Source organism: Paenibacillus sp. GCM10023250, assembly GCF_042653205.1.
In the GTDB taxonomy this organism is placed as follows: domain Bacteria; phylum Bacillota; class Bacilli; order Paenibacillales; family Paenibacillaceae; genus Paenibacillus_Z.
Genome location: NZ_JBHSHY010000027.1, coordinates 1 through 21,990, shown reverse-complemented (window position 1 = coordinate 21,990; position 21,990 = coordinate 1). Strand labels below are relative to the sequence as shown.

Here is a 21,990-nt window from a genome sequence, read left to right as displayed (position 1 = left end):
ATTCGGATACGCATGCCCCTGTCAAAGCTGGCATACTTCTAGCTTATCACTAGATAGCTTTGGATGATTTTGGAGGGTATTTCCGCATCACTTATAATTTGAGGGATTTTCGATTCAAGATGGCGTTTAATTTCCGCCTTGTTCTTCCAGCACTTATCGCTGACGGCCATTAGTTCGTCCGGCTTAATCGTATTAATTTCGATAACATATTCATTCAGGCCCAGCATGTTCATGATTCCTCTAGTTTTATGTTCGTAGTTGATTGCGACAGTGGGGATATTGCTGGAAAGCGCGAAAATGTTAGAGTGCATTCTCGTTCCAACGAACATATCCATTTTGGAATAGAAATACTTTAATTCACGAGGAGACAAGTCAAGATCAAGAAGTTCGGCTTGCTTCGGATTAATGCCCGCGAGAATCTCTCTACTGATAATTCTGTCATCATTAAACGGATTCGGTCCAAGAACCTGAGGCATGAAGATCAGTTTGGCGTCAATCTTGGCGGTTAGGAAATTGATAAGCGCTCTGATACTGTTGACATAACTTTTTCGTTGTTCGTCCTTATCTTTCAGCTCAGGGAAATTCCAATCGCGGACAGTAACGCCGATCAACGGCCCCTTATGCTGGCTTTTGATTTTAGCCAAAAGCTTATTTATCGTCTTCGACTCCTCTTCCATCATGCAGAATGCGGAATCGGGCACAACCTCGATTAAGTTTTCGTTGCAACCAATTTTTTGCAGCCAAGATTGCGAAACCGTTTCTCTTATGTATATTTTCGTCACTTTATTCAGTATATCGCGGGTCACATTTTGCATGAACTTATTATAGAATGGTCCAATGGACTGCGAGTAGATAATGACAGGCTTACCGAGATCGATAGCTGCTTTGATTTGAGCCAGATGCTGCAAAAGTGCTACGCTGAACCCGTGGGACAACAAAAACCCACCACCGCAGCTGACGACGACATCTGCCCAGAGATAATCCGGATCGTCTTTATTGTTTTTTGGCCCGCGAATCATACTCACTAATTTGAATGCATTCCGAACCTTTTGCAGTTTTGAAATATTCGGGCTAACCGATACATTATGAATACAAGCAGAAACAGGAATATCATAGGCGTTTTTGTCGACCTCTGGAAACCTGGATTTGATCCTGATCTCACAGCCCGGGTTGTTTTTCTTAAGCGAATCGATCATCGACAATAAAATACCAGCGTCTCCCTTATTTTTGGATGAATGCGCATTAATAATTAATATTTTCAACTTTTTCATCTCTCCTCTGAACTTTTCGTCTCCTGCTCATCCATATTGTTTTACAGTAACCCATTAAATGTTCTTCTCTGATTACAAGGAGTACGAGCATAAAAACCACTGTGCTGAGCGCGAAATAAACACCGAGCATGATTAATTTTTCAATCCCGTTTAATTCATGAAACGACTGAATCGCACCGCTGTCTCTCACGAAAATGATAATCAGATAAGAAATAACAAACGCACATAACGCCTTGATATGGAAGACGACAAAATCTTTTGACCATAAATTAGGCAGACGCTTAGGTAGCTTATAACCCATCACGATTGCGGTGAAAATGAAGGAGAGGCTTGCTGAGAGCCCCAGGCCTTGAAGACCGTAGAATCTCGTAAAGACGACGCTGAGAACGATGTTGAGCATAAGACTGATTACCATAATAAAGGTTGGCGTCTTCGTGTCCTTAAACGTATAGAAGGTTCGGACTGCCACTTCCCGAAATCCAATAGCCACTAAACCGATGGAATACGTAAAGAATATGCCCGATGTCATGGCTGTAGCGGTTTGATCAAATTTCCCTCGCTCGAATAGCAAATTAATGATTTCTTTGCTGAACACCATGAAGAAGATTGTTAGTGGTGCCAGGACGTATATTAAAGCGACCATACATTTTTTCGTGAACGCTTCTAATTTTTTAACCTCCAACTTATGCGCCATTTCAGCCGCTTTCGGAAAGGTTACGGTTATGATTGAAGTAATAAACACCCCCGTAGCCAGACCCCTTAAGCGAAACGAATACATTAATGACGAGACGCTGCCTTCCCCGAGCCCAGAAGCCAATACACGGTCGACGATCGCACTGATTTGGCTGAAACTCGTACTCATTAAAATAGGTAATAGGAGCAACAAAAATTCTTTCGTTTTGAAATCAAAAAACTTAACTGGAAGTTTGATTTTATAGTCATACTTTTTCAACGCAAAGTACAAGATAACATATTGAATAACATTAGAGATCAATGTTGCATAAGCTACACCTGTAAGGCCTAATTTATCTTTAAATACTTCCAGATACAAAATAATTAGCAAATTGCTAGGAAGGATACTTATGGCAGGCAGTAAGAAACTTTTCATACTGTTTAGCACAACCGTATAGATTTGGACGGCAATCACAATATAAATAAGTGGGAACATAATTTTCAATAACGATATATAAAGTTGCTGTTGCTCTACAGGAATCCCAGGTGCAATAAGATCGAGGAATTGATGTTGAAACAAGAATAATCCGGCATAAAGGATTAGCGTGAAGAAAAAAAACAAAGCCAATACGTTATTTAGAAAACGAAATGCACCGTTTCTTTGATCGAGATCCCTGATGAACAGGGGTATAAATATCCCACTAAGACTTAAAGAAAAAGTGATCGCCAGTGTACTTGGCGTAAGTGCAATATAGTAGGCATCCGAGCTAATTGAAGTCCCGTAGATAGCGGCGATTAACGTCTCTTTCGAGAAACCCAGCAACTTGCTTATGATGGAAACCACGAACACAATTATGCCGGCTCTAAGCAATTTCTTTGACATTGAATAACCTCTTTAGTTCCAAAGTAAGGTAGCCTTCTCATTTTTACGAAATGGTCATTGCTTTAATGCATCCACCAGCGCTTCGTACGCCTCTTTTTTGCGAAAACGTTGATCGAAAATCAAAGGGGACTTCTCTTTAGGTAGCCACGAATATTTGTCAGTCACTCCCCAAACTATAAATGCCGTACACGTTCCTTTCGAATTGAGACAGGTGTTTAATAATTTGAAATATAAATCACCTTGGATGTCGGTTTCCATGTTCGGATCGTTTCCTGGTACTGCAATGTCTACTTCTGAAAAGTGCACCTCCACACCAATATCGCGATAGCGCTTCATGTTACGTTTCACATTGTCCGCATTAAACTCCTTGGAAATACTGTAGTGCATTTGAAACCCTACGCCATTGACAGGAATGCCCTGCATCTTTAACGATGAAATTAAACGATATACAGCCGTAGACTTATCGCTCAATCCTTCAATTCCAAAATCATTTAGGAACAATAACGCTTTGGGATCCGCCTCATGCGCCCATTGGAAAGACAACCCTATATATTCGGAACCTATCGTTCGCAGCCATATTGAATCCCTTAGACTACCATCATCGTTAAATGCCTCGTTGACGACATCCCAGGCGTACACCTTATTTTTGTAATGTCTGACGATGGTTTGAATATGGTCCTTTAAAATACGCTTCATTTCTTCTTTCGAATAGTGTCCACGCAATAACCAGTCTGGTATCCTATTATGCCAGACCAACGTATGCCCTTGTACTCGCAAATTATTCATTAATGCAAAATTCACGACCACATCTGCTTTGTTAAAATCATATTGTTTACGCGCAGGATGGATGGACGTAAACTTCATGTCGTTCTCAACGGTGACCATATTGAATTCGGATTTAACAATAGACTTGTATTTCGAATCGCTTGCAACCTTTTCGTAGTTAATAGCAGCTCCAATTAACAGTTGCTGCTTATCGGCCATCTTTTTCAAAGGTTGATCGCAACTCCTACATACCGATAAAAAGATTTCTGATTTAATGATCAGGACAAGACTTATTATCGCCAAAGTTGCGATTAGAAGTTTAAAGCGCCCCGCCATGCTTACAGTGTCAACAACGGTAAATTACCTCGGATACCACTTGCCAAATGTGGTCGGCCGACGGAATAATAGACAAACTTCGTTTTTAATAAATCGTCTTCGTAAAACACGTTTCGACCGTCAATCAGAATTGGTTCGTTCATGATCTTTTGCAGCTTACATAAGTCGATTTGCAAGAACTCTTTCCACTCCGTCAATAAGCACAGCGCATCAACGCCTTGAGCAGCTTCCATTGCATCCTTACACCAACGGATGTTTGCATGATCGAATTGACGCTTGAAATTGTCAGAAGCAATAGGATCGTACGCATGAATATGCGCGCCTAGAGTAATTAGGCGGTCGATAATCTCAATCGCCGGAGCCTCGCGAATATCGTCAGTTTCCGGTTTGAACGCTAGCCCCCAAATCGCAATTGTCTTACCGGCCAGACTGCCGAATACGGATTGCAGTTTCTTAATTACCTGGAAACGTTGATCTTGATTGACTTCAACGACGGATCTTAGGAGTTTGAATTCATAATCCACGTTTCCTGCGATTTGAATGAGCGCTCTCGTATCTTTAGGGAAACACGATCCCCCGTAACCGATACCTGCTCGCAAGAACGAGTTTCCGATTCTTTTATCCATCCCCATGCCTTTGGCAACCTCGTCGACATTCGCGCCAACCTTTTCACAGATATTGGCAATTTCATTGATAAAAGATATTTTTGTCGCCAAAAAAGCATTTGATGCATATTTTGTCATTTCGGCGCTCCTGACATCAGTAACGACGATATTCGTGGTTAAATCTCTATGCAATGAAACGACAATTTGTTCTGCTTGTTTCCGTTCGGCTCCGATCACGATCCGATCTGGATTGAATGTATCGTGAACAGCCGATCCCTCTCGTAGAAATTCAGGAACAGATACAATATCAAACGGAACTGATGTTTGCTCCTGAATGATGCTCTTCACTTTTTCATTTGTCCCAACCGGAACCGTACTTTTAATGATGACAATACTATATTTTGAAATCAATTCCCCGATTTCTCTAGCAGCCTCGTAGATATAACTCATATTGGCTTCACCGCTCGGTAAGGAAGGCGTCCCAACAGCCAAAATAATAATTTCGGATTGCTCAAGCGCTTCAGCCAACGATGTCGTAAACTGCAAGCGACCGCCTTCTGCATTCTTTTGGATCAAGTCAGTTAATCCCGGCTCGTAAATCGGAGACTCTCCGTTTTTCAATCGTTCAATTTTACTGCTAATCTTATCTACACAAGTCACATTATTCCCTAATTCCGCGAAACAAACGCCCGATACGAGTCCGACATATCCGGTTCCGATGACAGCGATATTCATTTATTCCACTCCTATATATTTATATTTTTAAGGATTTTCGTCGTTATAGAACTACCATTACATATGAGCTAAAATATACTTCTCTAAATCTAGAAGAAGATTACTGTTATCGATGATGTATTTATTGAAGACCCTCGCTTGGATACCTTCCAATTTAGCGGGCAATTCTTCAATATCATACACGGCTTCTACAAACTGCTTCTCTTCGAATACTTTCGCGATTTCCAACTGGTGATTGTCTATGTGTTCATTAAAAATCAGTTGTCTCGGTACCACAATCATCTTCTTCTCTCTCTTTAATCCTTGAATGATTGAGCTGGTCCCAGCATGAGTAATTATAATGTCTGACTTGACAAAGTAGTCACTTACTTGTTGTGCATTAAGCATGTCGAAAGCTTGGAAATGTTTGGGCCTATAGTTCGAATACCCGATTTGTCCAATTACAGGTAATTGAATCCGGGCTTCACCTACTAATTGATCCATTTTTTTAATTAAGCGATCAAATTGGAACTTCTGTGTGCCTACCGTTACAAATATCAATAGAGCGCCCCCCTATATAAAGCTTTAGGATATACTTTCTCCATATCCTCCCACTGTACGTAGAACCGATTTGAAATTCTGTATAAAATTTTACCGGTCATAGTCGGGGTGCTTACTTTCGCGAAGCTTTCGATAAAGATGAGTTTAGCACCCATTAATCGTCCAAAGATGCATAACGGCAGTACCGCACCAGCACCTGTAGAAATGATGATCTTTGGCCTCTCGCGCAGCAAGATGTACAGCGATATGCAAAAGTTGATAAACAGATTGAGGAAAATGGAAATGTTGCTTCTTTCCTGCTGCCGCAAGTAATAGATTCGCTCGGAAGCCATCTCCGTCATCTTGCTCCGCTCTGTAACGACGAAATACTCAAACTTCTTCACCATCGACATTACTTCTTTCAATTGCGCATAGTGACCTCCGGTAGAACTGATCAGACAAATTTTTCTACTCACCTTTTCATCACCTCACCTGTTTTAAACTTCGATACATTGTTGTCAACTCTCTTACAAAAACTTGAATATGATAATCCTCCCGTATTCGTCTGATGTTGTTGTTTCTTAGTTGTTGTCTTAATTTCTTGTTGTCTACCAACATTTCAATCCTGGTGCATAACGTGTCTACCTCGCCAGCTTGGATTAAATATCCATTTTCTCCATTAATGACAAGCTCAGGTATTCCACCCACCGTCGTACTAATGATTGACAGGCCAAAAGACATCGCTTCAAGTATAGCCATCGGAAGCCCTTCGTTATAGGAAGGCAGGATAAGGATGTCTGACTTTCGCAGCAGTTCATCTTTCTCTTCCTTGTCAACCCATCCAACAACCTCGACATAGTCTTCGAGACAATTGTCTTTGACAATCGAACGGACCTTATCCACTTCACCGTCACCTGCAAGAATGAATCTGGTACATATGTTTCGACTCTTAATCATTTGAACAGCCTCTAATAAATCAAAAATCCCTTTCCGTACGCTCATTCTTCCGAGGAATAAGCATACAGGAAACGGATTTTCTTCTTTCGTACGAATGAGTTGCGGCGGCTTCACCGCGTTATAGAGAATTTTCAATTTATCCTTGTTAACGATTGTGCTGAAGAATTGATACCATTCTTTAGATAAGACAACGATTTTCGTAGAGGAATTGAGAATATAATAGCAATAGCTTCTGGCCATAGGCGACATACCAGCGTAAAAGTCCTTAAAGCTTGATCCATGGATATGCGTTATGACCGGTACTCTGAATGGCTTTAATAGCAAGATAATAAGTGATTTTCTATAGAAACTTCCTTTATAAGACATATGTATATGCACGATATCTGGCTTAAATGCAAATAAATTAACAAGCAGTAACAGAATCCCTGTGAAATAAGTCCATATTCGTAGGAGTTTCGATCCGGTCAAGTAGGTAGAGATCGTTTTAATGTTCACCATCTCTCGATCTACATTTTGCAGAATATTCTCGATGACGGTCACAATTCCGCCTTTATCCTCGAGAGAAGATCCTACAATCAATACTTTAATCTTCATACATTCTCACCTTTCGCTTGATATTGCCGTACGTTGAACTCTTTCGACTTTGATACGTAGAATCCAATCAGCATAAACAATATTCCCGTATAATTCAGGCCCATCGTACTCTCCTGGAAGAGCGATGCGATAAGAATTGAGAATGCCGTTGCGTATAATACGATATACCTAAAGCGCTCTTCGCTGTCGGCGGTTGCATAAGCCGATAGTAAGTTTCTCATCATGCTGATGAAGAAGAACAGGAACATGACAATACCCGGAAAACCGAGCTGATAGATCATGACGCCGATGAAACTCTCCGCTCCGGTTGAACTGATGTCCCACGCCTTGACATTGTTTAGGATAGCAAAGTAGTTGCCCCCAATCCCTAGACCGTGCCCCAGTGGGCTATAAAATATATTCATTAGCGGTCCCATTAACCCGTCAAAGTGTACCGAGGCACTCGATCGGAAATTAAAATTGTAAACGAACTCATAAGCGATGCCCATTACTACTAGAAAAGCGGTAACGAACCATTTAGCATTTATTTTCATGTAGTGTATGCATATGATGATGACCATCAAAATCAACAGCATTCCAATTGCGCCTTTACCAAAAGTAAAGATCAGACCGGCAAATAGCAGCAGTTGTATGGGAAGCATGATTCTCTTCCTGATCAGCATTGAACAGATTAACGAAGTAATCAGAAAATAACTCAAGCTAATGGAATCAAAAAAGAACGAAAACATTCTTCTTAAATATAAAGGGCCAATGGGCGTATACCATCTAGGGAAATCTTCATACCTGCCTGTTTTCGCTTCAGAAATCAATCCTAGATGGAAAATGTCTCTCCAAAGTGAGGAATCGACGCTAATCAGCAAGAAGATAAAGCCAATTACGACTGCCATAACGCCAATTACCGTCACTGTATTTATGATCGGTTTTATGCCGCTTTTGGTTTTCATTTCAAAGTAGGCCATTCTACCGATCAAATAACAGACGAAAGGGATCAAATAAGTCCTCAGATAATATAATTTCGATTCCATTTGAGCTCCGGATATTAGCAATTCTATAAGTAAATATATAACAAGTACAGGTACAATCTTTTCGTAATTGTTTATACGGATTTTCTTATTCGTTTTAAGATACAATAACACTAAAACAATAACGGAAATTATTTCCTTGTAGATTAGTAGCGGCCTTAGTGCCAATCCGCTGCTTTGATAGGCAGATAGCATATCCCCGAGCCCAATGAACAAATTCTGAAATGATATCATGATGATGATATTAATAATCATCAACGTAATATTATTGATGTAGTAGATAAATAAATAAGTAAATATAACAGCGTTCAAAACGATAAACAGTAACGATAATTTGATGTCCAGCAAGTTAACGGTAAGTAGCATTGCGGCGATCTGAAACAGCAGTGGATAACATAAATAAAGCAAGACCGATTTGTCATTTGAGTAATTAGAGCGGATTGTCTGCTCCATCCGGATCACCTTCTAGTTTTTACTCTTGTTAATTATTCGGGGCATAGCAGAACAGCGTTCATCTCATTGCTCACCGATACACCTGTTCTATCTATACCCACCGAAATTAAAATGCATTTTTGGACCCAAACAGAACGAGGATCGTTCTAAACATGATTTTCAAATCCATTACTACATTGCAGTTATTTATGTAGTATAAATCCAATTCAACCATCTCGTGGAATCCTACGTCATTCCTGCCGGAAACTTGCCACAATCCCGTACATCCCGGGACGACTTCAAGTCTCTGTCTGTCGTAATTCGTGTATTGCAGTACCTCTCTTGGAAGGGGAGGACGCGGACCTACCAAAGACATTTCCCCACGCAGCACGTTGACGAGTTGTGGCAGTTCGTCAATGCTGGTCCTGCGAATGAATTTCCCCACCTTGGTAATTCTCGGGTCGTTTTTGATTTTAAACATGGCACCTTTTATCTCATTCTTCCCAAGCAAATGATCCAATTGCTGCTCCGCATTGCTGACCATGGAGCGAAACTTGAACATTCTGAAGTGCTTTCCGGACTTCCCAACTCTTGTCTGATAGAAGAAAACTGTCCCCCCCGGATCCTCAACCTTGATCAAGATCGAAATGATAATAAACACGGGAGTCAGTAATAACAAACCGAAGAAGGAGCCAAAGATATCGATCCCCCTTTTGAATACACTGTATAAGGTTGTCGGCTTCCTTAAGCCCGGTGATAAAGCATTTGCACTCCCTATTTCCTGTGACAATGTACTCGCTGCCGCATAGTAAGTTGTATTCTGCATTATTACTTCCGCATCGTTTTGATGGGGTGACGTCATTATTTTTCACCTCTAGCATGAAATGCTACATTACGTTCGCGTTCCAGCAATCCCTCCATAGCCAACAATAACGGATGCCGCAATTCTCGATTGACAAGTGCGAATTCCAATGTCGTAAGGATGAATCCCAGCTTTTCGCCAACGTCATACCGAATCCCTTTGAAGTCATACGCGCATACGCCTTGTTCTTCATTCAACTTTTGAATTGCATCCGTAAGCTGAATTTCTCCGCCTGCACCGATTTCATGACTCTCCAGGTACTTGAAGATATCCGATGTCAGCACATATCTTCCCATGATCGCCAAGTTCGAAGGTGCTTGGCCGACTGGAGGCTTCTCTACAAACCGCTTTACTCTATATAGCGATTCTTCGCCGTCGATCAGATCTACTATCCCGTAACGATTCGTTTGCTCCCACTCAACGGATTGCACACCGATAACCGAACAACCTGTTTGATTATATTGTTCAATGAGCTGCTTTGTGCAGGGTACCTCAGCCTGCACGATGTCATCGCCCAGCAGAACAGCAAAGGGTTCATTTCCAATAAAATTTCTTGCACACCAAACCGCATGACCGAGCCCCAGAGCTTCCTTTTGTCTGATATAGTGAATTTCTACACTGGAAGATCTCCTGACCTCTTCCAGAATATCAAGTTTACCCTTCTCCAACAGAGTTTGCTCCAATTCAAACGCAATATCAAAGTGATCTTCGATAGCCCGCTTCCCTTTGCCTGTCACGATAATGATGTCTTCAATACCCGATTCAATCGCTTCTTCGACAATGTATTGTATCGTTGGCTTATCGACAATGGGCAGCATTTCCTTCGGCATCGCTTTGGTAGCCGGCAAAAATCTAGTTCCAAGACCCGCTGCAGGTATAATCGCCTTTTTAACTTTCTTCATTTCTCATCACCCTAGCCTTATATTTAATTTATCTATATTTGGCATAAACTGATAACATTTAAAAACATAAAAACAAGAGCTATATTTAAGAAAATATAACTCTTGTTTTTATGGTTTATGCAAGGGGGCATTTAACCCCTCCTCACATCACACCCTCGACAATGGATGTCTAAGGCAGATTGCCCACAGCGTGATCGAGTATCTACAGTGATAAAGGTTCAGTAGACATTACCTAAACTTTACTTGGAAACCCCACAGGTCAATAAGCTGGAGCTTTTCTTTGCTTCAAATTATTAAATACAACACCTAGAATACGAGCATTCACATGTTCTAAACTTGCCTTTGCTTTTCTGACAATCTGTTTATCCGATTGTTCTGACGACACGATCATTACAACCCCATCACAATACGTACTAAGCACGATACTGTCTGTTACCAAGCCGACTGGAGACGTATCGATTAGAATCACATCATATCTATTTCTCACTTCTTCCACGAGCTTACTCATGCGATTGCTTCCCAATAATACCGCTGGATTAGGAGGGATAGGACCAGACACCAACACTGATAAATTTGGGATCCCTGTATCGGCAACAACGTCGCCCCAAAATACCTGATTGGCCAAAACATTACTTAGCCCATCCCGACCCTTAAATGAAAACAGCTGATCAAGTTTTGGATTGCGCAAATCACCATCAATTAGTAGTACGCTTTTACCTTCTTCCGCAAAGGCCACCGCAAGATTACATATTGTTGTCGTTTTTCCTTCACCCCGTTGAGCAGCAGCAACCATAATAACTTTGACAGGAGAGTCGCTGGAAGAGAACTGGATATTTGTGCGAATCGTACGGAACACCTCTGACACTGCCGTTTGAGTATTTACAATATTAATCGAATGTCGATCATTGGTTGATTGTCGCATAAGACCCTTCTCCTAATTGTCGTTTTTTTGAAACTGGCGCCACGCTAATCTGACGTTTATCCTTGGCATGAATTCTATGGATTACGCCTAATACTGGTAAACCCAACTCTTTCTCCAACTCGAGTTCCGACTTGAATTTATTGTCCATGTAATCCAATAGGAACACGATGCCAATACCAAGCATGAAAGAAATAACAAAACTTAAAATGATATTCATAATAGGATTCGTATTGATTGGTGCCGGTTCATAATCCGCGCCCATCTCCGCCTCGTTTAAAATCGTTACATTATCAACATTCATAATCAATGGAATTTGTTCTTTGAATACATTGGATATTGCATTGATTTTAGCGGCTGCTGAACGATAAGAAGTATCGGTATATGTCAAGTTCATAACCTGGGAATTGCTCGCAGAGACAACGCTAATATTCGATGCCTGAATTCGTAAATCTGGATACTCAGCTGTCACCTTTTTCAAAATCGCACTTGATTTAATAATTTCCTTGTAGGAATTGATCATCATTATATTCGCTTGTACGAGACCTACACTTGGTACATTATCTCCGTCTTTCTGATTCGTCTGGTTAACAATTAACTTCGCATTTGCTTGATAGAACGGTGTCGTCAACATAATGCTATTAAATGCAGTTGCCCCACAGACGATTATTACTATCACTGATACCAGCCAGAACTTTTTCTTAATAATTGCAAAGTAATGTTTAAGTTCCACTTACCGCTCCTCCAATTTAAATGATTTTAATGTTGTTCCCAGTCCTTTTGACACAAGCACCAATCTTTTAAAACCGACAAATGAATAAAAAGCGAACGATTGGATAAGATGCAATATAGGGTCTTCAGATACGATTCGTATCAATCTGTATTTTAAACTTTACGATACAGAACGTAACATGTCAATAGGTTTTTCAATGTTTTCACATTTTTGCGACGTTTTGTAACTACACATGCATTAGAAAGCGTTTCGTTATAATATGGAGATAATGCTAGTTAGGAGGAGAAATATGAACATTGGGAATATCATTTTTAAGTTGAGGGAAGATAGGGGGTGGACTCAAGAACAGACCGCAGGACTACTTGGTATTTCCCGCGCAGCGCTATCCCATTATGAGAAAAATCGTCGCGAACCTGACTCCGAGACATTGTCGAAGTTCGCCGATTTGTTCAACGTGTCCGTTGACTACTTAGTTGGACGGACCACTATACCTCACATCACTTTGGATGAGCCCGTTCGAAAATTCGTCGATCAACTGGAGCTGTCCGAAGAAGAAATCCTTCGGAAATTCGATTTAACTATAGATGGTGTCAAACTATCACCTGAGGAAGCTCGCAATTTCATTGCTTTCGTACGCGCCGCTCGCAACATGAATAGACAATAAAGGTCGATTGCAGTAGCTGATTCCAGCCTCCTTAACCTAGCACATATAACCTTATCATTAGCAAGAAAAAACCATAGCCGGCAAAACCGACTATGGTTTTTCATCCTCTGATGTATATGTATGCAATTTGTTGATTATGAATGATTGTCTCACAGGGGTGGCAGGTCAGCTGGCCAGTCTTTACGATCGATGCCAAGTTGCTCAAGAATTACCACAACATCCAACTCTACAGCCTGAGAAGTTGTACTTCCATCATTGTCTTGATTGTGCTTATTCATCATACTACTGCCCCTACTCCCCAACATCCGATTTCTCGTCTGCATTTGTGCCACTAAGAACCTCTCCCTTTAATCTCTATCTTTTTTTGTTCTATTCTGCACCTGCCAACTGTATTTCTATTATATACAGTCCAATCCAAAAAGAATGTCGAAGGTTGTGGGTCCTTCCTCATATTTTAATTCTTATTTTGTCGATTTTCCCAGAAAAGGCCGTAGGTGTTAGTGAGCCTAACACTTTCTTCACAATTCAGGCTCGAAGTACTCATCTCATTTTATCTAAAAGTTACTTAAAGCTTATTGTATTCAGCCCTCTACAAATGGTAGAATCCTTCCAAATCATGATAAGGATGGTGACTTCTTGCTTCCCGACACTCCGAAAACGATACTGGTCACCGGAGGAGCCGGCTTCATCGGCAGTCAATTTATCCGGTATTTGTTTCATCGATATCCGACTTATACGATAATTAATTATGATAAGCTCACGTACGCGGGTAATCTCGACAACCTTGCCGATATCAGTAAAACGGAACGCTATCATTTCGTGCGGGCTGATATCTGTGACTTCGAAGCTGTCCAATCCGTCATGAATGTGTATCGAATCGATGCCATCGTTAACTTTGCCGCCGAATCGCATGTCGACCGAAGCATTTCCGCACCCACTCTATTCGTTACTTCCAATATAAACGGTACCCAAACGCTGCTTGAAGCTGCGTTACGAAATTATGTCAGTAAATTCGTGCAAATCTCTACGGATGAGGTTTACGGCGCATTAGGCGATACGGGTTACTTCACGGAGGGTTCTCCCATTGCTCCTAATAATCCTTACGCCGCCTGCAAAGCTTCTGCCGACCTCCTCGTGAAATCTTACCATCTCACCTATGGCCTTCCCGTTAACTTCGTGCGGTTCGCCAATACATACGGCCCTCGTCAACACACGGAGAAACTAATACCCATGACGATTTCGAACGCTCTACAAAATAAACCGATTCCAATTCACGGCGAAGGGCAGAGCATTCGCGACTGGCTGTATGTCACGGATAATATCCAAGCAATTGACCTCGTCCTGCACGACGGCCGTCCCGGCGAAGCCTATAATATCAGCGCGCGTCAGGAACGAAGAACAATCGACGTCGTAAGCCATATCTTGCAGCTGCTCGATAAACCCCCAACGTTGATCCAGTTTGTAGAGGACCGGCCGGCGCAGGATTACCGCTATGCCAATGACCCCTCCAAGATCATGCGAGAACTGGGATGGATGCCTCGGATATGCTTTGAAGAAGGCATTCAAAAAACGGCGGATTGGTACGCGCATTCGCTAGGCTTTCGGCTTTCAACCGCTTAATAGGAACAACAAAAACACTCGAGATTCAGCCTGGCTGAACTCGAGTGTTTTTGTTTAGCGATAAATTTAATTCCCGCCCACGCGCGCCAGTTCCTTCATGTTGGCTTCGAACGCCGCCAGGAGCGCTTCTTCGCCGGCGAGGCCGGATTGTTCCATTTTCTCGATCTGCTCGAGCATCCGCTTGTAGTCTTTCGGGATAACCTTGACGAACTTCGTCAAGGCATTGTCCCAGTCGGACAGCAGGCGGTCGGCGACGGCGCTGCCGGTGTACTCGGCGTGGCGCTTCAGCATGCCCTGCAGTTCGTCGATGTCGCGGGCGTCTTCGACGCGCTCCAGCAGCACCATCTCGATGTTGCAGTGCTTGTAGAAGTCGCCGGCTTCGTCCAGGACGTACGCGACGCCGCCGGACATGCCGGCCGCGAAGTTGCGGCCCGTGGCGCCGAGGATCGCGACGCGCCCGCCCGTCATGTATTCGCAGCCGTGGTCGCCCACGCCTTCGACGACGACGTTCACGCCGGAGTTGCGCACCGCGAACCGTTCGCCCGCGATGCCGCGGATGTACGCTTCGCCGTTCGTCGCGCCGTAGAACGCGGTGTTGCCGATAATGACGTTCTCCTCGGCCTTGAAGGTCGCCTTCGGCGACGGCGCGACGATGAGCTTGCCGCCGGAGAGGCCTTTGCCGACGTAGTCGTTGGAGTCGCCTTCCAGGGAGAGCGTGATGCCCTTCGGCACGAACGCGCCGAAGCTCTGGCCGGCGGAGCCCACGAAGTGGAACGAGATCGTGTCCTCCGGCAAGCCCTTCGCCCCGTGCTTGCGCGTCACTTCGCTGCCCACGATCGTGCCGACGACGCGGTTGATGTTCGTGATCGGCAGCGTCGCGCGGACGCGCTCGCCGGTCTCGATGGCCGGCTGCGCCAGCGGCAGCAGCTTCTGCAGGTCGAGCGACTCTTCGAGCTTGTGATCCTGCGCCTGCGTGTTGTACCGCGCGGCGTCCTGCGGGACGTCCATCTGGTGCAGCAGCGGACGAAGGTCGATGCCCTTCAGCTTGTAATGGTCGATCAGGTCCTTCGTCTGCAGACGGTCGACGCGGCCGACCATCTCGTTGACGGTACGGAAGCCGAGCTCCGCCATGATCTCGCGGAATTCCTGCGCGACGAACAGCATATAGTTCGCCACGTGGCTCGGGTCGCCCATGAACTTCTTGCGCAGCTCCGGATTTTGCGTCGCGACGCCGACCGGACACGTATCCAGCTGGCAGACGCGCATCATGATGCAGCCGAGCACGACGAGCGGCGCCGTCGAGAAGCCGAATTCTTCCGCGCCGAGCAGCGTGGCGATCGCCAGGTCGCGGCCGTTCATGATTTTGCCGTCCGTCTCCACGACGACGCGGTCGCGGAGGTTGTTGATCATGAGCGTCTGGTGCGTCTCCGCGAGGCCCAGCTCCCACGGCATGCCGGCATGGCGGATCGACGCGAGCGGCGATGCCCCCGTGCCGCCGTCGTAGCCGCTGACGAGAATGACGTCCGCGCGGCCCTTGGCGACGCCCGCCGCGATCGTGCCGACGCCCGCCTCGGAGACGAGCTTGACGTTGATGCGCGCGCGCGGGTTGGCGTTCTTCAGGTCATGAATGAGTTCGGCCAAATCCTCGATCGAATAAATATCGTGATGCGGCGGCGGCGAGATGAGCCCGACGCCCGGCGTGGAGCCGCGCACCTCCGCGACCCAGGGATACACCTTGCGGCCCGGCAGCTGCCCGCCTTCGCCCGGCTTCGCGCCTTGCGCCATCTTGATCTGAATCTCGTCCGCGTTCACCAGGTAGTGGCTCGTGACGCCGAAGCGGCCCGAAGCGACCTGCTTGATCGCGCTGCGGCGGGAATCGCCGTTCGCGTCCGGAATGTAGCGCGCCGGATCTTCGCCGCCCTCGCCGGTATTGGACCGGCCGCCGATGCGGTTCATCGCGATCGCCAGCGATTCGTGCGCTTCCTTCGAGATGGAGCCGTACGACATGGCGCCCGTCTTGAACCGCTTCACGATCGACTCGACCGGCTCGACCTCGTCGATCGGCACCGGCTCCGCCGTATAATTGAAATCGAGCAGCGAGCGAAGCGTCAGATGCTTCTTGTCCTCGCCCTGCACGAGCTGGGAAAACTTCTTGTACAGCTTGTAATCGTTCGCGCGGGAAGCCATCTGCAGCGTGTGGATCGTCTGCGGGCTGAACAGATGGTCTTCGCCGTCCTTGCGCCATTGGTATTCGCCGCCGGAATCGAGCTCGCGGACGCGGCCTTCCTGCTCGGCGAACGCACGGTTATGATGCTTCAGCGTCTCTTCCGCGATCGTATCGAGGCCGATGCCGCCGATCCGCGTCGGCGTCCACGTGAAGTACGCGTCGACGAGTTCTTCCGTCAGGCCGACCGCTTCGAATTGCTGCGCGCCGCGGTACGACTGGATCGTGGAGATGCCCATCTTGGACAGGATCTTCACGACGCCCTTGGTCGCCGCCTTGATGAAGTTCTTGACCGCCTTCTCGTGCGTCACGCCCTTCAGCATGCCTTGGCGGATCATGTCGTCGAGCGTCTCGAACGCCAAGTACGGGTTGACCGCGCTCACGCCGTAGCCGAGCAGCAGCGCGAAGTGATGCACCTCGCGCGGCTCGCCGGATTCCAGCAGCAGGCTGACCTTCGTCCGCGTGCCCTCGCGAATGAGATGGTGATGCAGGGCGGATACCGCCAGCAGCGAAGGAATCGCCGCGTTCTCGCGGTCCACGCCGCGGTCGGACAGGATCAGGACGTTGTGTCCCTTCTTAATGACGCGGTCCGCGGCCTCGCACATTTGCTTCAGCGCGAAACGCAACCCTTCCTCGCCGTCGGCGGCGGTGAACAGCGTCGGCAGCGTGATCGACTTGAAGCCCGGACGGCGGACGTGGCGCAGCTTCGCGAAGTCTTCGTTGGACAGCACCGGCGTCGCCAGGCGAATCTGGCGGCAGCTCTCCGGCTCCGGGTTCAGCAGGTTGCGCTCCGGTCCGAGCGTCGTGCCCGTCGCCGTGATGATCTCCTCGCGGATCGCGTCGATCGGCGGGTTCGTCACCTGCGCGAACATTTGCTTGAAGTAGTTGAACAAGCGCTGCGGACGCTCCGACAGCACCGCGAGCGGCGCGTCGTAGCCCATGGACGCGATCGGCTCCACGCCGCTGCCCGCCATCGGCTCGAGCACTTTGCGCAGGTCCTCGAACGTATAGCCGAACGACTGCTGGCGCCGCTCGACCGTCTCGTGGTCCGGCTCCGGAAGCTCCGGCGCGTCCGGCAGCTCATCGAGACCGACGAGATGCTCGTCGAGCCATTCGCGGTACGGGTGCTCGGCGGCGATCTGCGCCTTCACTTCTTCGTCGGAGACGATGCGGCCGGCTTTCGTGTCGACCAGCAGCATGCGGCCCGGACGGAGACGGTCCTTGTACAGGATGTTCTCCGGATCGACGTGGACGGTGCCCGCCTCGGAACCGAGAATGATGACGTCGTCCTTCGTTACATAATAACGTGCGGGACGCAGGCCGTTCCGGTCGAGAATCGCGCCGATCTGGGTTCCGTCGGTGAACGCCATCGCGGCAGGTCCGTCCCACGGCTCCATCAAGGTGCTGTGGTATTCGTAGAAGGCTTTCTTCTCGTCGCTCATGCCCTCGTGGTTCGCCCACGGCTCCGGCACCATCATCATCGCGACGTGCGGAAGCGAGCGGCCGGAGAGATACAGGAACTCCAGCGTGTTGTCGAACATCGCCGTATCGGAGCCGTCCGGGTTGATGATCGGCTTGATCCGATCCAGGCTGTCGCCGAACAACTCGGACTTGAACAGCGTCTGGCGGGCGTGCATCCAGTTGACGTTGCCCCGCAGCGTGTTGATCTCGCCGTTGTGGATCAGGTAGCGGTACGGATGCGCGCGCTCCCAGCTCGGGAACGTGTTCGTCGAGAAGCGGGAGTGCACGAGCGCGAGCGCGGTTTCCACGGCTTCGTCGTTCAGATCCACGTAGAACGAGCGGACCTGCTCCGTCGTCAGCATCCCCTTGTAGACGATTTTCTTGCTCGAGAAGCTGGAGAAATAGAACGTGTCCGCGCCTTCCATGCCGGCATAGCGGATCGCCAGCTCGGCGCGCTTGCGGATGACGTAGATCTTGCGCTCGAACGACAGCTCATCCTGCAGCGACGCGTCCTTGCCCATGAACACCTGGCGCACGTAGGGCTTCACCGACTTCGCGGATTGGCCCAGCTTCTCGTCGTTGGTCGGAACGGTCCGCCAGCCGAGCAGCGTCTGGCCCTCCTCGCGGATGATGGCCTCCAATTCGCGCTCCTGCATACCGCGGACGCGCTCGTCCTGCGACAGGAACAGCATGCCGACGGCATAGTCGCCGCTCTCCGGCAGCTCGACGCCCTGCGCCTTCATCTCGCGCGCGAAAAACGCGTGCGGAATCTGCAGCAGAATGCCGGCTCCGTCCCCCGTGTTCGGCTCGCTGCCCTGCCCGCCGCGATGCTCCATGTTCTCGAGCACCGTCAGCGCCTGCTGAATGATCGTGTGCGACTTCAATCCCTTGATGTTGGCCACAAAGCCCATGCCGCAGGCGTCTTTCTCGAACTGCGGGTCGTACAGGCCTTGCTTCGGCGGCAATCCTAAACGATTCTCTTTCACGTGGATGCAACCTTTCTATAAAGAAATTTTTGGATAAACGAAGCAAACGGCGGGGCCCCCCGGTCCCTGGCCGCATCCTGGGAACGTCCCAAGGGATGGATTGTTATGCATCGGTCGCGACTTCATTTCCGGGCCAAGATCGCGTACAATGGAGGTAGCATGAAAAACCTTCCTCCGAACTTTCATGGCTCGCTTCAAAAAAAGACGCTGAGCTGCGGCTGGTTAAAAATGCCGTATTCATCAGCATCCCTCGGCAAAGCAAGGATCTAGATGGATTTTCGTTATTATATTATTTTATCATTACCCCCAATCGATATCAATTTAATATTTTTATGCAAGTGATAAGAGTTCTTTAACGAAGCAACGCGTACCCGCGGGCAAGCCTTGTACTATTTGTACATTTCTTTTCACTCGGACGCATAATTATGCAAAGGATGTGTTGGCCTTGTTCCATTCAATTCGTAAACCGTCAAGCCTCGCGGTCCTGCTCGCGGCGGCTCTGCTGCTCACCGCAGCGCCGGGCGCTGGAAGCGCCGCCGCGGCAGGCCGGGCGAGCGGGGGCACAGGAGCGCCAGCCGGAGTCCAGGCCTACGCGGCAACGGCAGTACCCGCCGCGCCGAAAGCGCAGGCGAACGAGCCGCTTCGCATCGTCGCCGTCGGCGATTCGCTCACGGCAGGGTACGAGCTCGGCATGAATACGGCCTCCGTGCCGTACGGCTACGCCGAACGCGTCTACGAGCAGGCGCTGTACCACGGCCGCGCCGAGCTCAAGAACTACGGCATCATCGCGCTCAGGACGCCGGGACTCGGCAAATTCCTGCAAGCGGCGGCGGACGGCAAGACGATCACCGCCGAGGACGTCCAGCAGAACCTGTCGACGTACCCGCTCGCCCCGGAGACGGTGGCCAAGACGGCCGCGCTCGCCGCGGACCTGAAGCAGGCCGCTCTCGTGACGGTGACGATCGGGGGCAACGACTTCACTCCGATCTTCGACGCGATCAAGCAGGGCGGACTGACGGACGCGGAGCTCGGCGACCAGTTGAACGCCATGCTGGACGATTACATGCCGCAGCTCGAGTCGTCGCTGCGGACGATCCTCGGCCTGAACCCGAAGGCGACGATCGTGTTCGCGGACCAGTACTTGCCGGTTCCTGCGCCGTCCGTCATCAATAAAGCGATCACGCCGTCGCAGTACGGCGTCCTGACCGCCGCCGTCGACCGGCTGAAAGGATTGGACGAGGCGCTCGCCGCCAAGCTGGGGAAGGAAGGCTACGACGTCCGGGCCGTCGACGTCTCCAAGCCGTTCCGCGGCAAGGAGCTGACGTACACGTACATCGCGAAGGGCGACATCCATCCGAACCAATACGGCTACGATCTCATGGGCCGCGCGTTCGCCGATGGCATCTGGGGCAGCTACCGGGAACCGGCCGCGCTTCCCGCCGGCACGCCGCTGCGCGTCGTCGTGAACGGCGCGGATCTGAAGGGCGGCAACAAGCCCGTCCTGAAGGACAACGCGACGTTCCTGCCGATGCGCGACGTGGCGAACGCGCTGCGCGCGACGCTGAACTGGGAGCCGAAGACGCGGACGGCGACGATCGGCTCGAACGGCAAGAAGGTCGCGTTCACGATCGGCGCGAACACGATGAAGGTCGACGGCCGGACCGTGCCGCTCGAGACGCCGGCCTTCCTGCAGACGTCCGGGGGCACCGCCTACACGTATTTGCCGCTCGCCGCGCTCTCGCGCGGGCTCGGCTACCAGGTCGAATACCGGAAGCCGATCGCGACGGTGTTCATTAATTCGTAAGCGTACGTCCGCGCCCGCAGAGGGATAATGCTCCTCAGGCCAGAAGCGGAAGTCAGCCAATACCGGCATCGTCCAAAAAAAAGGGCGGGATCGCCGGGCAGCATGCGCTGCGCCGGGGATCCCGCCCTTGTCGTCGTTATCATCATTTCCAATGAAGTCAGCCTTCCCCCGTCAAGCCCGGCATCACGCCGTCAGTTCGGCCGGCATTTCCGCGCCGCGAATCCGTTCCTTGCGGTACATCAGCTGGAACACGGCCAGCGTCAGCCCCGCGAAGACGACGGCGACGACCGCGAGGAACGCCGCGCAGCCGCCCGTGACCCGCAGCTCGTTGCCCGTCAGAATCTCGCGGAACGCGCGGATGGAATACGTCATCGGCAGCCATTCGCCGATGCGCTGCAGCCATGCCGGCACGAGCTCCGCCGGGTACGTGCCCGCGCTGCCCGTCAGCTGCAGGATGAGCAGCATGACGGAGACGAAGCGGCCCGGCTGATCCAGCAGCGTCACGAGGAACTGGACGATCATCATGAACGTGACGCTGGTCAGGATGGAGAAGCCGACGAATGCGCCGAGATGGTTGGCGTGCAGGCCGATGCCGTACAGCAGGATCGCGTCGGCGATCAGCGCCTGCGCGATGCCGACGCCGATGAAGAGCGGCGCCTTGCTGAGGTACCAGCTCCAGCCCGAGCGCGGCTGCGTGCCGGTCTCGCGCATCGGGATGACCATCGTCGACAGCAGCGCGCCGACGAACAGGCCGAGCGACAAGGCGTACGGCGCGAAGCCCGTGCCGTAGTTCGGCACGCTCGTGAGCTTCTGCTCCTCGACATGGACCGGATTCGCGAACATGTCGTAGAGGGCGTCGGTGCCGGTGACGCCCGCGCTCTGGCTCGCGGCGTCGCCGAGCTTGCCCTGCAGCTCGGCGGAGCCGGCGGCGAGCTGCGACGCGCCGCTCGCCAGGGCGGCGAAGCCGTCCGCCAGCTGGCCGGCGCCGCCCGCCAGCTCCGCCGAGCTGCAGGGCAAGCTCGGC

At 49.2% G+C, this 21,990-nt stretch carries 17 protein-coding genes; 3 read left to right on the top strand and 14 right to left on the bottom strand.

Going from position 1 to position 21,990, the window contains the following annotated elements:
* Positions 1 to 38: 38 nt before the first annotated feature.
* From ACFPB1_RS19075 to ACFPB1_RS19020, 12 genes are all read right to left on the bottom strand, one after another.
* Positions 39 to 1,262, bottom strand: a complete 1,224-nt coding sequence (locus ACFPB1_RS19075) for a polysaccharide pyruvyl transferase family protein (RefSeq protein ID WP_379227702.1) — start codon at positions 1,260 to 1,262, stop codon at positions 39 to 41.
* Entirely contained in the window at positions 1,243 to 2,826 is a 1,584-nt protein-coding gene (gene murJ, locus ACFPB1_RS19070; RefSeq protein ID WP_379227701.1) for a murein biosynthesis integral membrane protein MurJ, read from the bottom strand. Before murJ ends, ACFPB1_RS19075 begins: the two co-directional genes overlap by 20 nt.
* A gap of 54 nt (positions 2,827 to 2,880) precedes the next feature.
* Positions 2,881 to 3,810, bottom strand: coding sequence for an endo-1,4-beta-xylanase (locus tag ACFPB1_RS19065; protein WP_379227738.1), 930 nt, complete (start codon positions 3,808 to 3,810; stop codon positions 2,881 to 2,883).
* A 119-nt stretch (positions 3,811 to 3,929) separates the two neighbouring features.
* Positions 3,930 to 5,267: a UDP-glucose dehydrogenase family protein gene (locus ACFPB1_RS19060; protein WP_379227700.1), complete on the bottom strand. Its 1,338-nt coding sequence runs from the start codon at positions 5,265 to 5,267 to the stop codon at positions 3,930 to 3,932.
* Positions 5,268 to 5,324: 57 nt separating this feature from the next.
* A complete protein-coding gene (gene pssE / locus ACFPB1_RS19055; protein ID WP_379227699.1) occupies positions 5,325 to 5,807 on the bottom strand; it encodes a PssE/Cps14G family polysaccharide biosynthesis glycosyltransferase in 483 nt (160 codons plus the stop codon).
* Positions 5,804 to 6,262, bottom strand: a complete 459-nt coding sequence (gene pssD, locus ACFPB1_RS19050; protein WP_379227698.1) for a PssD/Cps14F family polysaccharide biosynthesis glycosyltransferase — start codon at positions 6,260 to 6,262, stop codon at positions 5,804 to 5,806. Before pssD ends, pssE begins: the two co-directional genes overlap by 4 nt.
* Positions 6,263 to 6,269: 7 nt before the next feature.
* Positions 6,270 to 7,337, bottom strand: a complete 1,068-nt coding sequence (locus ACFPB1_RS19045; protein ID WP_379227697.1) for a glycosyltransferase family 4 protein — start codon at positions 7,335 to 7,337, stop codon at positions 6,270 to 6,272.
* A complete protein-coding gene (locus tag ACFPB1_RS19040) occupies positions 7,334 to 8,812 on the bottom strand; it encodes a hypothetical protein (protein ID WP_379227696.1) in 1,479 nt (492 codons plus the stop codon). Before ACFPB1_RS19040 ends, ACFPB1_RS19045 begins: the two co-directional genes overlap by 4 nt.
* A 106-nt stretch (positions 8,813 to 8,918) precedes the next feature.
* Positions 8,919 to 9,653 carry a sugar transferase gene (locus tag ACFPB1_RS19035; RefSeq protein WP_379227695.1) on the bottom strand — a complete coding sequence of 245 codons (735 nt, stop codon included), beginning with the start codon at positions 9,651 to 9,653 and terminating at the stop codon, positions 8,919 to 8,921.
* Complete coding sequence (gene galU / locus ACFPB1_RS19030; RefSeq protein ID WP_379227694.1) at positions 9,653 to 10,555, bottom strand: UTP--glucose-1-phosphate uridylyltransferase GalU; 903 nt, start codon at positions 10,553 to 10,555, stop codon at positions 9,653 to 9,655. Before galU ends, ACFPB1_RS19035 begins: the two co-directional genes overlap by 1 nt.
* A gap of 259 nt (positions 10,556 to 10,814) precedes the next feature.
* Positions 10,815 to 11,477: a CpsD/CapB family tyrosine-protein kinase gene (locus tag ACFPB1_RS19025; RefSeq protein ID WP_379227693.1), complete on the bottom strand. Its 663-nt coding sequence runs from the start codon at positions 11,475 to 11,477 to the stop codon at positions 10,815 to 10,817.
* Positions 11,458 to 12,207 carry a YveK family protein gene (locus ACFPB1_RS19020; RefSeq protein ID WP_379227692.1) on the bottom strand — a complete coding sequence of 250 codons (750 nt, stop codon included), beginning with the start codon at positions 12,205 to 12,207 and terminating at the stop codon, positions 11,458 to 11,460. The genes ACFPB1_RS19025 and ACFPB1_RS19020 overlap by 20 nt, the downstream gene beginning before the upstream one ends.
* A gap of 289 nt (positions 12,208 to 12,496) precedes the next feature.
* On the opposite strand from ACFPB1_RS19020, the gene ACFPB1_RS19015 reads away from it, so the two are divergent.
* Together ACFPB1_RS19015 and rfbB are read left to right on the top strand one after the other, a co-directional pair.
* Complete coding sequence (locus ACFPB1_RS19015; RefSeq protein ID WP_379227691.1) at positions 12,497 to 12,871, top strand: helix-turn-helix domain-containing protein; 375 nt, start codon at positions 12,497 to 12,499, stop codon at positions 12,869 to 12,871.
* Between the two features lie 636 nt (positions 12,872 to 13,507).
* A complete protein-coding gene (gene rfbB / locus ACFPB1_RS19010; protein ID WP_379227690.1) occupies positions 13,508 to 14,491 on the top strand; it encodes a dTDP-glucose 4,6-dehydratase in 984 nt (327 codons plus the stop codon).
* Positions 14,492 to 14,557: 66 nt separating this feature from the next.
* On the opposite strand, the gene gltB is transcribed toward rfbB, so the two are convergent.
* Complete coding sequence (gene gltB / locus ACFPB1_RS19005; RefSeq protein ID WP_379227689.1) at positions 14,558 to 19,162, bottom strand: glutamate synthase large subunit; 4,605 nt, start codon at positions 19,160 to 19,162, stop codon at positions 14,558 to 14,560.
* A 445-nt stretch (positions 19,163 to 19,607) separates the two neighbouring features.
* Between gltB and ACFPB1_RS19000 the strand changes: the two genes are divergently transcribed.
* Positions 19,608 to 20,966, top strand: a complete 1,359-nt coding sequence (locus ACFPB1_RS19000; RefSeq protein ID WP_379227688.1) for a stalk domain-containing protein — start codon at positions 19,608 to 19,610, stop codon at positions 20,964 to 20,966.
* A gap of 183 nt (positions 20,967 to 21,149) precedes the next feature.
* On the opposite strand, the gene ACFPB1_RS18995 is transcribed toward ACFPB1_RS19000, so the two are convergent.
* On the bottom strand, positions 21,150 to 21,990 hold an 841-nt coding region (locus ACFPB1_RS18995), incomplete at its 5' end, for a YhgE/Pip family protein (RefSeq protein ID WP_379227687.1).